This is a genomic window from Eubacterium limosum (assembly GCF_000807675.2).
In the GTDB taxonomy this organism is placed as follows: domain Bacteria; phylum Bacillota; class Clostridia; order Eubacteriales; family Eubacteriaceae; genus Eubacterium; species Eubacterium limosum.
In genome coordinates this window covers 2,870,521-2,885,937 of record NZ_CP019962.1, presented here as the reverse complement: position 1 = coordinate 2,885,937, position 15,417 = coordinate 2,870,521, and the positions used below count along the sequence as shown (strand labels likewise).

Below are 15,417 nucleotides of genomic sequence, written 5' to 3'. Positions count from 1 at the left end.
TCCTTTCCTGTTCATTCATGAACATTTTTTTTCAAACTTTTTGAAAAGCGCCGGGTAAATTGCCAGAATAAAAAATGGGACCAGGAAATTATAGATAAAGGCCGCGGCGTAGGCGTCTAAAAACAGGTTAAACACGTTTCTGAGAATATAGTGCAGGACGGTTATGACTGCCGCGCCGATGAGGTAGCGTCTGATTTTAAAATAGAGTGTCCCCTCGACTGAAAATTTAATTTTCCTTCTCTCCACGATCCATCCAATCGCGCCGCCAAACGCAAAACCTACATTGCCGAAAACGTCGGTGACCATCTTAGCCGGGTCCACCAGGAGTTTGCCGTCAACCCAGTTCTGCGGATAGCTTTTTGTCATTGCGTAGATAATGATCAGGACGCCGCAGATTAGCATGGCCGCCACCACCCAAATATCTTTCTCTGGTTTTTTTTCCAGGTAATCATTTAACACATAACCCATAAGCAGGATGACCAGAAATGCACTGCCAAATCCTACCAACACATCCTGCGGCGTATGAACGCCCAGGAAATTCCGGGACAGCATGACTAAAAAGATGACACTGAACAAAAACACGACGACAAAACGGTATTTCCTGAAGTACAGGGCCAGTGAGCCGTAATAGCAGGTGGCTTTTGTTGAATGGCCGCTGGGAAAGGAGTAGCCTGTGGCTGTGGTTTTGGCCCCCGCGATGGGTTCTATCCCCGGGTCTCTTATCCACGGTCTGTAAACGCAAAAGCTGATTTTTAACACACTGTTGACTAATCCCCCCACGCCCTCTGCCAGGCACATATACGTTCCGGCTTTTTTATTAAAGCACCAGTACACTGCTGCCATCAGCAGGACGGGAATAAAGGATTCTCCAAGGGTTGTGATGAATGAAAAGAAGTCGTTGAATACGCCTTCTGAATAAAACCGAAAGTTCTGTAATAAAAATAAATATTGAATATCCATGCTGCCTCCTGTCCTCTATGAACGCTTATTTTCTAAATAATGCGCTTCTAAATAGCGCACAAACAGTACTTCTATAATGGTGAAGAATGGTGCGCAGAGATAGCCGTCTGTTTTCTGGCTTCTGCCTTTTATAATGCGGTGGTTGTAAAAATAAATGTGTTCATCACTGAGCTTTTCCAGCTCATTATCCTCATAGGAGGTAACGGATAATATGGACGTCCCTTTATTTTTTACTCCGCGCACCAGATTGTTTACCGGCCGGTTGTTGCCGGACAGGGAAAAAACGATCAGAGTATCTTCCTTTTTCAGAAGCTCTGTCATTGTTCCCAGCTCTGTTTTACTCTCAATGACAAAGGCACGCTTTTGCAGTATGAAGAAAAGGCGTTTCAGTTCTTCGGCCGCGTGCCGCTGTACTTCTCCGGTCCCAAAGATAAAAATCCGGCCGGGGCAGTCGAACAGCTCAAAGGTTTTTGTGAGATCAAGATTTTTTAAATAGTCCAGGGTGAGATAATAATCCTGATAGGTACGGTTGAGCAGATTGACTGCCAACACATCGTCTGTCTGTTCCTGCCACTTTAAAATAACCCTTAACTCCCCATAACCGTCCATGCCCAGCTTTTTGCAAAAACTCAGGATCGAATTATTTGAAACGCTGCACCTTTGTGCCAGCTCACTGAGTGAATACTGGGGGCATTCTTTCATATGCTTATAAATATACTGCCATATGCAATGGTCGGTTTCGCTGAAGTTTTCATAGTGCTGATTAACTAATTGATTAATATCCATATCACTGCTCCTTGTGGGAACGGTATTCCAAATATTTTAGAAACAGCATCTCAATCAATATAAAAAAGCTGGTAACCGACGTGTAAGACACATCGAGATCATCTTTTTTTATGACCAGCCCTGACGTGTATAAATTCACGGTGCTGAGCTTTGCCAGCTCGTTTTCGTGGAGGGTGGTGATTGAGACAACCGGGACATTACGGATTTTCAGCGCATGCGCAAATTCTACCACCTCGGGGGATTCGCCGCTGTATGAAACCATAAACATCACATCTTTTGGGGTGATTTTTTCAATCATACGGTTTGTCTCTGCGTTTCCGTTAATCTCATAAAATATCCGTTTTGCCGAGACAAAGATCCGGGTCATTTCATGGGCGACAGTACTCTGCAGTATTCCGGAGCTGTAGATATACAGGTTCTCTGCGCTGTCGATCAGCTCAAAAATTTTATCACAGTTCTGCTCCACAATGCGGTGGACCACCTCATTATAAAGGCTGATCACCTTTTTCATGCTGGTGTAATCCTCTTTGGGCGTCTGGCTGTCGTGTATTAATGTCACTTTGAATTCACTAAAGCCGTTAAATCCAATTTTATGAACAAAACGCGATAATGTGGTCCGTGAGACATGGCACCGGCTGGACATCTCAGTGATTGTCAGGCTTTTGCACGCCTCCCTGTTTGATTTGATGTATTTCCAGATATATAAGTCGTTTTCGTTGAGATTATGGTAGTACTTGTTAATATGTTCATCAAGTTTCATGTTTTCCTCTTATGTTTATGTGATTAAGTAAGCTCAGGCCAGTAATCTTCATTGGCCTGGATAAATTCATCTAATATGACTTTTGCCGCTGCCGCGCTCGGGACGGTTTTGGAAAGTGTCAGGGCCTGCCACAGCTTCTGGTAGCTGCCCTCAATCCATGCGTCTACCACCAGTTTCTCGACGTTGACCTGCTGCTCCATCATCCCTTTTTGAAAACGCGGGATTTTTCCCTGGCAGATTTTCTCATAACCGTTTTTTCCGACAATACAGGGAATTTCCACCATGGCGGTCCGCTCAAAATTCTCAATGGCCCCTTCATTCGGAACGATGAGTAAAAAACGCTCCTGGGTGTTCTCCGCAATCGCCCTGGCCAAATCGACAATATAGGTAGCGTGGGCGTCTGCTTCAAAATTACTGCCGCTGCTGGTTCCCTTTTCGATGATCTCGCGGCAGACGCTGAACACCTTTTTTTCCCGCCCGTCCATAACTTCATTGGCTCTGGTATATTCTGGGTCCAGCCCGGCAGCGATCTCGTAGGGAAACAGATAGTACTTCAAATAAGTATTTGGGATTGTCTCCGGATCAATCGCGTAAACCTCTCTGGCCATTTTAAAGGTGTGAGCCCAGCTGTCATCGACCTGCTGCTCTGCACTGACTGGAAAGCCGTTTTCCGCAATGTATGCCCTGATAACGGGCATCAGGTCGTTGCCTGCTTTGTCATAGATCTGGTGCCACCACCCAAAGTGGTTCAGGCCATAGTAGCCGACCTGCATTTCCTTACGCGACTTGAGCCCTGCTATTCCCGCCATTTTTTCTTCAAGGTCGATGGGCATATCACAGATGTTCAAAATCTTTGAATCTGGCCTCAGCCGATTGGTCGCCTCGGCTACAATGGCGGCCGGGTTTGAATAGTTCAGCATCCAGGCGTCCGGAGAATACGCTTCCATATAGTTTAAAATCTCAAGGACGCCGCCGATGGAGCGCATGCCGTAGGCGATACCGCCCGGGCCGCAGGTCTCCTGACCCACAACCCCATATTTTAAGGGAATCTTCTCATCCTTTTCGCGCATGGCGTATTTTCCAACACGGATATGCGCCAGCACAAAGTCGATGCCTGTAAAAGCTTCCTTTGGATCATCGGTATAACCAAACTCAATTTCCGGCGCGTTCTCGCGGAGGTAAATTCCACAGGCTTCTGCGATTATTTTCTGTCTCTCGGGGTCGTTGTCATAGAGCATGATTTTCCTTATCGGAAAGCGGCTGCTCTCTTTTAACAGCATCAGAACAATACCTGGTGTAAAAGTACTGCCTCCGCCTGCTACTGTAATGGTATATTTTTGTGTCATTGCATTATCCTCCTGTGTTTATAATAAATTTTCAAACTGTTCCCGAAATTTTGCGACGGACAATCCTATAATGACCTGGACGGATCTGCCGCTCGTAATGCACCCATGTGTTCCGAGGTCCTTAAAAGCCTGATCGTCCAGCACCACTTTTGGGTCTTTAATATTCACCCTGAGGCGTGTCGCACAATTCGTGACGTCGATGATATTTTCTTTTCCTCCCAGTGCCTCGAGCACTTTTTGCACAATAAGTGTCTCTTCATCGCTTTTACTGGCCCTGTAATCCGACTTGGAATAAAATTTGACGTTTTCTTCATCCTGGCGCCCTGGTGTTTTGAGATTAAGCTTAAGAATTATAAAGCGAAACACGACAAACCAGATACCTGTAAAAGCAAGCCCTACGGCAAACAGGAGCAGGTATTGCTGCCAGTGGCTTCCCATGAGGGGAATCCAGTTGAAGGAGGCCATCTCGATAAGGCCCCCGGAAAAGATTCCGGTTATTCCCAGCAGGTTAATCACCATGGCCAGCAGCGCTGACAATACAGCGTGCACAATAAATAAAACAGGCGCGATAAATAAAAATGTGAACTCAATGGGCTCGGTCACCCCGCACAAAACAGCGGTCAGTGTTATTGGGATCAGCAGCGCCAGCAAACGTTTCCTGTTCTGTGGCTTAGCGGTGAAATAAAAGGCCAGCGCGATCCCCGGACAGCCGAATATCTTTGAAAATCCTGTGGCTGTGTAGGAGGCCCACGGCGCCAACTCCTTTAATGCTTCTGTCGACGCCGCGAGTTGAGGGAGCTGTGTGGCCCAGTAAGAATAGATTCCTCCGTTAATGACCACATTATCAAAGTAGAAAGAGGAGTAAAGCAGATGGTGGAGGCCAAAGGGGATCAGCAGCTTTTCCAAAAATACAAACAAGCCCACACCCAAGGTGCCTGCTCCCAGTACAAACTGCTGAAGGGCGCTCATTAAAAGCTGAACCTGAGGCCATATAAGGATCGCTAAGACTGCCACTGGCAGCATTGCGAAGAAGCCAATCATAAATACAAAGGTGGAGCCGCTGAAAATACCCAGCCATTCCGGCAGCTCTTTTTCATAAAACCGGTTGTGCAGAAATATGACGAGCGCCGAAATTCCCAATGCCCCGAACATCCCCATATCGAGGGTCTCAATACCGGCAATCTGGGTTAAATGGCTTCCGCCTTCTGCCTGAGATGTCAGGTCAATGCCAAGGTCTGCGCCCCATTGGGAGAGCATGATTGAGACAAAATAGTTGAAGGTTAAATAGAGGACCAGCGCTTCCATACAGCAGCGCGCATTTTGTTTTTTGGCAAGACCGATGGGCAGGGCCACCACAAACAGCAGCGGGAGCTGCCGGAATACGGTCCAGCCGCCCTGAAGCACGACGTTCCAGCATTTGAACCAGAGGCTTTCCGGGCTTGCCAGCTCGCCAAAAATGGCCTGGGTGGTAAAAAGTGTTCCTATGCCGACAACAATCCCCGCAAAAGCAAAGAGCAAAACAGGTGTAAACATTGCCCCGCCAAATTTCTGAATTTTCTGCATCATAACTTTTCCCTCCCAGTCTTTTGATAACGATTATTCATCTGGTTTTATCTTAACAGCTTCATTTGAAGGTTACAATCATTCTGGCCTATTCTGGGAAATCGGCCATCATTCCGTTTTCTGCACCAAAAGCTGTGAATTTTACCAGCAAAAAGCAGATAAGGCGCTGCCCTATAAACTGTCACTCTCCTTTTGATATTTAGACCATACCTGTGTTGTGTCCTCTATGTTCAGAAGCTTCGGATTAAATACGGGCTCCATAACGCCTGCCTTCTTTTGTATTTCATAATCCTTCATAATCTTTACAACCTGATTTGAAAGAAGCAGCACAACAATAATATTGATCCATGCCATGCAGGCCACGCCAATATCCATGACATTCCAGAGCATTGACGAATCCGCGATACCGCCAATAAAAATAGCGGCTAAAAAAGCAAGGCGTAAGATTGTTCGTCCCAGTGTTCCCACATTTCTGAATAAATACCGGACATTGCTCTCGATCTGGTAATAATATCCGAGCAGGGTGGTCAGGGCAAACAGCGCTATGATGACACTCAAAATTTTACCTTCCCACGGAATGGTGTTGGGTGTCAGGTTATTGAGCGCGGTCTGTACCCAGAGGGCGCCCTGCTCAAGGTTAGGCGCACCCTGCGCCAGCATGGCGCCGGTGCTCTCGTCCACAACGTTATAAATGCCGGACAGCAGGATGACTAAGCCTGAGATTGTGCAGACGATAAAGATGCTCAGATAAATGGACAGAGCCTGAATGAGCCCCTGCTTGGCCGGGTGGGTCGCTTCTGCCGCCGCTGCCATGATACCGCCGGAGCCATAGCCCGCATCGGTCGAAAAGATCCCGCGCCTTACGCCCCACGAAACCGCTGAACCCAGAATACCGCCAAAAATAGCGTTTGTTCCAAAGGCAGAGGTGAAAATCACTGAGAATACCTCTGGCACCTTTGTGATGTTTTGAATAATGACAGCAATGCCAAACAACAGGTAAATGGCGCACATGAAGGGCGCCATGCCTTCGGCTACCCGTCCGATACGCTTGATCCCACCCCAGATGATAATCCCTATGAGCGCTGTGCCGATAATGGCAGTAACCAGCGTGTTGACACCATAGGCGTTGTCCAGCGTTGTGACAATCGCGTCCATCTGGATACCGGGCATGAGTATTCCAATGCCCAGAATCAGTATGATGGCAAATATCTTTGCTAAAGGTTTACACTTCAATCCCCGCTCAATATAAAAAGCCGGGCCACCCAGGTATTCGTTACCTGTTTTAATCTTATAGGCCTGTCCCAGCACAGCTTCAGACAAAGCCGTACAGGTGGCAAAGAATCCAAAGGCCCAAATCCAGAAAAGAGCACCTGGCCCGCCAAAATAGATGGCTGTCGCTACACCCGCGATATTCCCGACGCCGACACGCGCCCCAAGGGCTGTCGCAAATGCCTGGAATGGTGTGATCCCATCACTTGTGTCGCCGTTGCCTTTTAAAACTCTGATCATCTCCTTAAAAAAACGAAGCTGCGGAAATTTCAGCCGGATCGAAAAATAAATACCAGCTCCCATTAAGAGGATAACAAGAATATTACTCCAAACCACATTTTTGATTACTTCTGTTATTGCAACGAAATTTTCCATTGTTTTTCTCCTAGTCCAAAAGTGTAAGTCCACATAGGCATCGTTATGTGGACTTACCTGTGTCTTTCCAATGATAAAAAGTTAACGTTTTGAATGTTTTCTCTTTAATAATACAACCACTAAAACACCGCAGAGCAGCAGTATCATGATGATCGGAATGTAGGTGGTTCCCTGTATTCCGGTGCCTGCGCTGTTACCGCCTGTATGCCCGCTGTTGTCCGCCGCATTGGAATCGGCGTGTGCGGATGCTGTTACCTTAACGGGTGTCTGAGCGGAGTGGATACCGTTGTCGGCTAAAAGGGTGTGATCCCCGGCTTCAATGTCAAAGGGCATCTGGAAGGTAAACAGGGCCTCCCCATTGCTGTCGGCATGTACTCGCCCGACTTCCCTTGGGGTTGAATGCACTGTAAAGGTGATCTCTGCGTTTGGCTCAAAATCGGTGCCTGTCACGTTGATGGTATCCCCATGCGCGCTCACATTCTGGTTTACGGTGATGCCCGGTATTCTTAAACGCCACTGAGCATATAAAAGAACGGTATCATCGTCCACAGTGGTCAGGTTTTTTACGCTTTCTCGCTCTGTATAGCCGGTTCCCTGGCCGTCGGCCTGGGTATTCCAGCCCGAAAAGGCAAAGCCGGTTTTGGTATAGCCGTTGGCCGTCAGTTCCGCTGTCTGATCATAGGTCATTATTTGGTCAGGCGTACTGCCGCTTTCGGCAGTATTGCCGTCAAATTGGATGGTATAGTGGTTGGCCCGCCACTGGGCGTAGAGGATAACAATATCCTCGTCCCTTGGAGACAGGTTGATTACAGTCTGCTCATCGTTAAAAGCTGCTCCTGTTCCATCGGGCTGGGTGTTCCAGCCGGTAAAGGTGTAGCCGGTTTTGGTATAGCCGTTAACCGTCAGGCTGGCTGCCTGATCATAGGTCATGGCCTGCCCCGGCGTGCTGCCGCCGTCGGCCGTGTTGCCGTCATATTGGATGCTGTAGGTGTTGACGCGCCATTGGGCGTACAGGGTAACCGTCCCTCCTTCGACAGATGTCAGATTTGTAACATTCTGTCCATCGGTATAGCTAGTTCCGCCGCCATCGGGTTGGGTGTTCCAGCCGGTAAAGGTGTAGCCGGTTTTGGTATAGCCGTTAATCGTCAGGCTGGCTGCCTGATCATAGGTCATGGCCTGCTCCGGCGTGCTGCCGCCGTCGGCCGTGTTGCCGTCAAATTGGACAGTGTATCTGTTGGCACGCCATTGGGCGTACAGCGTTACGCTGTCTCCTTCTTCTGAACTCAGATTACTGACATTCTGTCCATCGGTATAGGCGGTTCCGCCACCATCACGCTGGGTGTTCCAGTTCATGAAGGTGTAGCCTGTTTTAGTGTAGCCGTTGGTGGTCAGGCTGGCTGCCTGATCGTAGGTCATGGCCTGCTCTGGTGTGCTGCCGCCATCGGCCGTATTGCCATCGAAGTGGATGGTGTAATTATTGGCGCGCCATTGGGCGAACAGGGTAACTGTCCCTCCTTCTTCTGAAGTCAGGTTACTGACCGTTTGTCCATCAGTATAGGCGGTTCCCCCTCCGTCGGGCTGGGTATTCCAGCCCACAAAGGCATAGCCTGTTTTGATATAGCCGTTGGCGGTCAGGCTGGCTGCCTGATCATAGGTCATGCTCTGGTCTGTCATGCTGCCGCTGTCAGCGGTGTTGCCATCGAACTGGATGGTATAGCTGTTAGCGTGCCACTGGGCATACAACGTGACGGTTTCACCATCATTTGGCGTCAGATTTATGACGCTTTGTCCATCATCATAGGCCATTCCGCCGCCATCGGGCTGGGTATTCCATCCAATGAAGGTGTAGCCTGTTTTGGTGTAGCCATTGGCCGTCAAGGTGGCCGCTGTGTCATAGGTCATAGCCTGCTCTGTTGTGCTGCCGCCGTCGGCCGTATTGCCATCGAAGTGGATAATGTATTTGTTGGCGCGCCACTGGGCATAGAGCGTGACGGTTTCGCCTTCGACCGCTGTCAGATTAACCACTGTCTGTCCATCGGTATAGGCTGTCCCTTCGCCGCCTTTCTCGGTATTCCATCCCACAAAGGTGTAACCGGTTTTGGTATAGGCGTTGGCGGTCAGGTTCACTTCAATGTCAAAGGCCATTGGCTGATCGCTCATACTTCCGCTGTCAGCCGTATTTCCGTCAAATGCCACTTTATAATTATTGGCATGCCATTGGGCGTACAGGGTTATGATACTGCCATCGTCTGGTGTCAGGTTCACCACGCTTTGTTCGTTGCCATAAGCCGTACCGGCGCCATCGGGCCGAGTGTTCCAGCCCGCAAAGGTGTAGCCTGTTTTGGCATAGCTGTTGGCCGTCAGGTTGGCCGCCTGATCATAGGTCATGCTTTGGTTAGCCATATCTCCGCCATCGGCGTTGTTGCCGTCATATTGGATGGTATAGCTGTTGGCGCGCCACTGGGCGTACAGCGTTACGCTGTCTCCTTCTTTTGAACTCAGATTACTGACATTCTGTCCATCGGTATAGGCGGTTCCGCCGCCATCACGCTGGGTGTTCCAGTTCATAAAGGTGTATCCTGTTTTAGTGTAGCCATTGGGCGTCAGGCTGGCTGCCTGATCGTAGGTCATGGCCTGCTCTGGTGTGCTGCCGCCATCGGCGGTGTTGCCATCGAAGTGGATGGTGTAATTATTGGCGCGCCATTGGGCGTACAGGGTAACCGTCCCTCCTTCGACAGACATCAGATTTGTAACATTCTGTCCATCGGTATAGCTAGTTCCGCCGCCATCGGGTTGGGTGTTCCACCCGGTAAAGGTGTAGCCTGTCTTTGTATAACCATTGGCGGTCAGGTTTACGGCTGTATCATAGGTCATGCTCTGGCTGGCCGTATCGCCGCCATCGGCGGTATTACCATCGAAGTGGATGGTATAGCTGTTGGCACGCCACTGGGCGTACAGGGTAACCCTTTCTCCTTCAACAGATGTCAGATTCACGACATTCTGCCCTTCAGTATAGGCGGTTCCTCCGCCATCGGACTGGGTGTTCCAGCCCGTGAAGGTGTAGCCGGTTTTGGTATAACCATTGGCGGTCAGGTTTACAGCTGTATCATAGGTCATGCTCTGGCTGGCCGTATCGCCGCCATCGGCGGTATTGCCATCAAATTGGATGGTATAGCTGTTGGCTCGCCACTGGGCGAACAACGTTACCTTGTCTCCTTCCTTTGAAGTCAGATTTGTGACATTCTGTCCATCGGTATAGGTTGTTCCGCCGCCATCGGGTTGGGTGTTCCAGCCGCTAAAGGTGTAGCCTGTCTTGGTATAGCCGTTGGCCGTCAGGCTGGCTGCCTGATCGTAGGTCATGGTCTGCTCTGGTGTGCTGCCGCCGTCGGCCGTGTTGCCATCGAACTGGATGGTATAGCTGTTGGCGCGCCACTGGGCAAACAAGGTAAAGGTTTCCCCATCGACAGACGTCAGATTTGTAACATTCTGTCCATCGATATAGCTAGTTCCGCCGCCATCGGGTTGGGTGTTCCACCCGGTAAAGGTGTAGCCGGTTTTGGTATAGCCGTTGGCCGTCAGGTCTGCTGCTTGATTATAGGTCATGACCTGGCTGGCCGTATCGCCGCCATCGGCGGTATTGCCATCGAAGTGGATGGTATAGCTGTTGGTGCGCCATTGGGCAAACAGAGTAACCGTTTCTCCTTCGACAGATGTCAGGTTTATGACATTTTGTCCATCAGTATAGGCGGTTCCGCCGCCGTCGGACTGGGTGTTCCACCCGGTAAAGGTGTAGCCGGTTTTGGTATAGCCGTTGGCGGTCAGGTTGGCCGCTTGGTCATAGGTCATGCTCTGGTCGGCCGTATCTCCGCCTTCGGCGGTGTTGCCATCGAACCTGATGGTATAATTATTTGCACGCCACTGAGCATATAATGTAACTTTTTCTCCTTCGCCAGCGGTCAGGTTTACCACATTCTGCCCATCGCTATAGGCGGTTCCGCCGCCGTCGGACTGGGTATTCCAGCCCGCAAAGGTATAGCCTGTTTTGGTGTAGCCGTTGACGGTTAGATTGGCCGCCGCATCGTAGGTCATGGTCTGGGCTGGCGTGTTACCGCCGTCGGCGGTGTTGCCATCGAACTGGATGGTATAGCTGTTAGCGTGCCACTGGGCATACAACGTGACGGTTTCACCATCATTTGGCGTCAGATTTATGACGCTTTGTCCATCATCATAGGCCATTCCGCCGCCATCGGGCTGGGTATTCCAGCCAATGAAGGTATAGCCTGTTTTGGTATAGCCGTTGGCTGTCAGGTTGGCCGCCTGGTCATAGGTCATGCTCTGGTCGACCGTATCTCCGCCGTCGGCGGTGTTGCCATCAAATTGGATGGTGTAATTGTTAGCGCGCCACTGGGCGTACAGGGTGACTGACCCTTCTTTTTCTGAAGTCAGATTGCTGACCAATTGTCCATCGGTATAGGCGGTTCCGCCGCCATCGAGTTGGGTATTCCACCCGGTAAAGGTGTAGCCTGTTTTGGTATAGCCGTTGGCGGTCAAGTTTACAGCTGTATCATAGGTCATGCTCTGATCTGGCGTGTTACCGCCGGCGGCGGTGTTACCATCGAACCTGATGGTATAATTATTTGCACGCCACTGAGCATATAATGTAACTTTTTCTCCTTCGACAGCGGTCAGGTTTACCACATTCTGCCCATCGCTATAGGCGGTTCCGCCGCCGTCGGACTGGGTATTCCAGCCCGCAAAGGTATAGCCTGTTTTGGTGTAGCCGTTGACGGTTAGATTGGCCGCCGCATCGTAAGTCATGGTCTGGGCTGGCGTGTTACCGCCGTCGGCGGTGTTGCCATCGAATTGGATGGTATAGCTGTTGGCACGCCACTGGGCGTACAGGGTAACCCTTTCTCCTTCAACAGATGTCAGATTCACGACATTCTGCCCTTCAGTATAGGCGGTTCCGCCGCCATCGGACTGGGTATTCCAGCCCGTGAAGGTGTAGCCGGTTTTGGTATAGCCGTTGGCCGTCAGGTCTGCCGCCTGGTCATAGGTCATGCTCTGGTCGGCCGTATCTCCGCCGTCGGCGGTGTTGCCATCGAATTGGATGGTATAGCTGTTGGCACGCCACTGGGCGTACAGGGTAACCCTTTCTCCTTCAACAGATGTCAGATTCACGACATTCTGCCCTTCAGTATAGGCGGTTCCGCCGCCATCGGACTGGGTGTTCCAGCCCGTGAAGGTGTAGCCTGTTTTGGTATAGCCGTTGGCCGTCAGGTTGGCCGCCTGGTCATAGGTCATGCTCTGGTCGGCCATATCTCCGCCGTCGGCGGTGTTGCCATCGAACCTGATAGTATAATTATTTGCACGCCACTGAGCATATAGTGTAACTTTTTCTCCTTCGACAGCGGTCAGGTTTACCACATTCTGTCCATCGGTATAGACGGTTCCGCCGCCGTCGGACTGGGTATTCCACCCCTTGAAGCTATAACCGGTTTTGGTATAGCCGTTGGCTGTCAGGTTGGCCGCCTGGTCATAGGTCATGGCCTGGTCTGAGGTACTGCCGCCATCGGCGGTGTTGCCATCAAACCTGATGGTATAATTATTTGCACGCCACTGAGCATATAGTGTAACTTTTTCTCCTTCGACGGCGGTCAGGTTTACCACATTCTGTCCATCGGTATAGGCGGTTCCGCCGCCGTCGGACTGGGTATTCCACCCCTTGAAGCTATAACCGGTTTTGGTATAGCCGTTGGCTGTCAGGTTGGCCGCCTGGTCATAGGTCATGGCCTGGTCTGAGGTACTGCCGCCATCGGCGGTGTTGCCATCAAACCTGATGGTATAATTATTTGCACGCCACTGAGCATATAGTGTAACTTTTTCTCCTTCGACAGCGGTCAGGTTTACCACATTCTGTCCATCGGTGTAGACGGTTCCACTGCCATCGGACTGGGTATTCCAGCCCGTAAAGGTATAGCCTGTTTTGGTGTATCCGTTGACGGTTAGATTGGCCGCCGCATCGTAGGTCATGCTCTGGCTGGCCGTATCGCCGCCATCGGCGGTGTTGCCATCAAATTGGATGGTATAGCTGTTAGCGCGCCACTGAGCGAACAGGGTTATCGTATCGCCATCTGCAGCGGTCAGGTTTTTTACATTTTGACCATCGCTATAGGCAGTTCCCGTACCGTCAGGCTGGGTATTCCAGCCTGTAAAGGTATAGCCGATTCTGGCATAGGCATTATCAGTCAGGTTGGCTGCAACGTCAAAAACCATTGGCTGGTCATTCATACTGCCGCTGTCCGCAGCATTGCCGTCATATTTGATGGTATAGTTGTTGGCACGCCACTGAGCGTACAGTGTTATCATATCGCCATCTGCAGTTGTCAGGTTCTTTACATTTTGACCGTTGCTATAGGCAGTTCCCGTACCGTCAGGCTGGGTATTCCAGCCGGTAAAGGTGTACCCAGTTTTGGTATAGCCGTTGGCCGTCAGGTTGGCTGCCGTATCGTAGGTCATGGTCTGATCATCTGTACTGCCGCCATCTGCCGTGTTACCGTCAAACTTTATTGTGTACTGGTGCGCTTTCCAGAAAGCGTAAAAAGTATTGTTATCCGCGTCTATCGTAGCAACATCGTATGCAGTATAGGAATGGCCGGTACCATCACTTTTGGTGTTCCATGAAATAAACTCATAACCGACTCTTGAGTACTTCAGATGTGGGTCCGAAGTATTATCCAAAACAATGTATCCTGCGCCTGTCCCGTAAAACACATTTTTATAGTCCGGTTCCCGGGTATCCCGGTCTTCATACCTTGTGCCTGAGCCCTTGTTGGGGTCGTAGGTCGGTATATACGATGGAAAATCTATTCCGCCTGTAAAGGCAATATCTTTGTTATTCAGGGGATGCAGATAGTTATAATACTTTTCCACAATGCTGGTGCGGACCGCTGAAATATTCGGGTATTGGGCAATTTCCTCACTGGTGGGCTTTCTGGAACGGATGTTTCTGCCATTATTTTCAAATTTAACATTCGCGCCGGAAAAATTGATATTGCTCAAATTGCCGCCGTAAATCGCGGACGTTGTTGTGTTTTTTATGGTGAGGTCGCTGCCGGGTTCTACGGTCAAAATAGCATTATTTCTCATTTCAATAGGCGTACCATCCAGAAGGACTGTCCCTTTTAAGATTAAAGTACAGTTATTCCATGTAAAAATCCGTCCGGTATTTTTAAAGGTACAATCCTCAATGGTCAGCGGACTGCTGCGGTCATGATGAAGATAGCCCACGTTTTCCAGGATACAGTTTTTAAATAAGGTGCTTCCAGACGAGTAAATAAACATAAAATTATCACTCGACATATCCTTAAATGTGCAATCGGTGAACGCACTGCTTTGCGGCCTGTATATCATTTGACCTGTGATATTCTGAAAAGTGCTGTTCGTAAAGCTTGCTGTTACTGACAGAAGGCCTGACGACATATTCGACCACCTTGAATCTTTTATGCTCACCTTTCCGTTGGCTTCAATGCCGCCATAAGTATTATCGCTGGCCGTTAATTTTATGTTGATCATTTCCAGATCAATATTGTTGGTGCTTTTAACATGTTTGGCGTTATCCCCCTGGAGAATGGTGTGTCCATTTCCATTTAAAATTATTTTTACATTTGCCCGGGTAAGCTCTGCCGCTCCATCGCCTGTCATATCGTCATTACTGCTCAGGCTGATGGTATACTGCGCCGCTGTATTCAGGTTAATGGCGTCAAAAGCGGCCTTCAGCGTCGTGTATTTTGTTTGGTCTAAAGCACTGCCGGCGCTGCTAATCTGATATGGCTCCGCATTTGACAAGGGCTGCGCCTGTCTGAGCAATCTCTCTTGGTTATCCGCTTCCTTTTCTACAACCACCTTAATGCTTGGCGCAGCGAGACCGTCTGCCAGCACGTATTCTTCCCCTGCAGAGGCTGTAAAGGTATACTCGCCTGGAGTATCCTTATCGTACTGGGGCTGCGATGTCCAGGTAAGTGGTACCTCCACACCCCTTTCCGGCATTTCGTCTGATTCTTCAAGATCAACGAGCACGCTGTCCGGCAAGCCCAGCTGCTCCGTCTTTGTCCCCAAAGCAATATTCCGGCTTTTCAGATCTTCGTCAGAAACATTAAAGGCGGTAATCACCTGGATTGGATTTTCTGGAGCTACTATTTCGGCCTGAACGGCTGTGCTGAGAAAAATCGGAAATATCATGACTACCATCATTAGCAGGCTTATATATATTTTGTATAATTTTGTATCATTCGTTTTTTTCATCATCTAAATTTCCTTTCTAAATTTTGAACAGTCATTTGATTTTTCACAGCTTAT

Annotated in this window: 7 protein-coding genes; all 7 read right to left on the bottom strand. The window is 49.5% G+C overall.

The genetic code is table 11. From position 1 onward, the window contains the following. Nucleotides 1-15: 15 nt before the first annotated feature. The 7 genes from B2M23_RS13520 to B2M23_RS20955 all read right to left on the bottom strand — a co-directional run bounded on the left by B2M23_RS13520 (nt 16) and on the right by B2M23_RS20955 (nt 15,366). Nucleotides 16-960, bottom strand: a complete 945-nt coding sequence (locus B2M23_RS13520; RefSeq protein ID WP_038350738.1) for a phosphatase PAP2 family protein — start codon at nt 958-960, stop codon at nt 16-18. A gap of 15 nt (nt 961-975) precedes the next feature. Continuing rightward, on the bottom strand, nt 976-1,746 hold the full coding sequence (locus tag B2M23_RS13515) for a MurR/RpiR family transcriptional regulator (protein WP_038350739.1): 771 nt from the start codon (nt 1,744-1,746) through the stop codon (nt 976-978). A gap of 1 nt (nt 1,747) precedes the next feature. Further along, nucleotides 1,748-2,506 carry a MurR/RpiR family transcriptional regulator gene (locus tag B2M23_RS13510; protein WP_013379489.1) on the bottom strand — a complete coding sequence of 253 codons (759 nt, stop codon included), beginning with the start codon at nt 2,504-2,506 and terminating at the stop codon, nt 1,748-1,750. Between the two features lie 23 nt (nt 2,507-2,529). Next, the gene (locus B2M23_RS13505) at nt 2,530-3,852 is read right to left on the bottom strand and encodes a 6-phospho-alpha-glucosidase (protein ID WP_013379488.1); all 1,323 of its coding nucleotides are present in this window, start codon (nt 3,850-3,852) and stop codon (nt 2,530-2,532) included. An 18-nt stretch (nt 3,853-3,870) separates the two neighbouring features. Further along, complete coding sequence (locus tag B2M23_RS13500) at nt 3,871-5,418, bottom strand: alpha-glucoside-specific PTS transporter subunit IIBC (RefSeq protein ID WP_013379487.1); 1,548 nt, start codon at nt 5,416-5,418, stop codon at nt 3,871-3,873. A gap of 168 nt (nt 5,419-5,586) precedes the next feature. Further along, a complete protein-coding gene (locus B2M23_RS13495; RefSeq protein WP_013379485.1) occupies nt 5,587-7,059 on the bottom strand; it encodes an alanine/glycine:cation symporter family protein in 1,473 nt (490 codons plus the stop codon). A gap of 81 nt (nt 7,060-7,140) precedes the next feature. After that, nucleotides 7,141-15,366 carry an InlB B-repeat-containing protein gene (locus tag B2M23_RS20955; RefSeq protein ID WP_152025452.1) on the bottom strand — a complete coding sequence of 2,742 codons (8,226 nt, stop codon included), beginning with the start codon at nt 15,364-15,366 and terminating at the stop codon, nt 7,141-7,143. Nucleotides 15,367-15,417: the final 51 nt, after the last annotated feature.

What these genes read in the sequence shown, in the direction of transcription:
- B2M23_RS13520 (WP_038350738.1), bottom strand. Translation starts at nt 960, where the DNA reads ATGGATATTCAATATTTATTTTTATTACAGAACTTTCGGTTTTATTCA.
- B2M23_RS13515 (WP_038350739.1), bottom strand. Translation starts at nt 1,746, where the DNA reads ATGGATATTAATCAATTAGTTAATCAGCACTATGAAAACTTCAGCGAA.
- B2M23_RS13510 (WP_013379489.1), bottom strand. Translation starts at nt 2,506, where the DNA reads ATGAAACTTGATGAACATATTAACAAGTACTACCATAATCTCAACGAA.
- B2M23_RS13505 (WP_013379488.1), bottom strand. Translation starts at nt 3,852, where the DNA reads ATGACACAAAAATATACCATTACAGTAGCAGGCGGAGGCAGTACTTTT.
- B2M23_RS13500 (WP_013379487.1), bottom strand. Translation starts at nt 5,418, where the DNA reads ATGATGCAGAAAATTCAGAAATTTGGCGGGGCAATGTTTACACCTGTT.
- B2M23_RS13495 (WP_013379485.1), bottom strand. Translation starts at nt 7,059, where the DNA reads ATGGAAAATTTCGTTGCAATAACAGAAGTAATCAAAAATGTGGTTTGG.
- B2M23_RS20955 (WP_152025452.1), bottom strand. Translation starts at nt 15,366, where the DNA reads ATGATGAAAAAAACGAATGATACAAAATTATACAAAATATATATAAGC.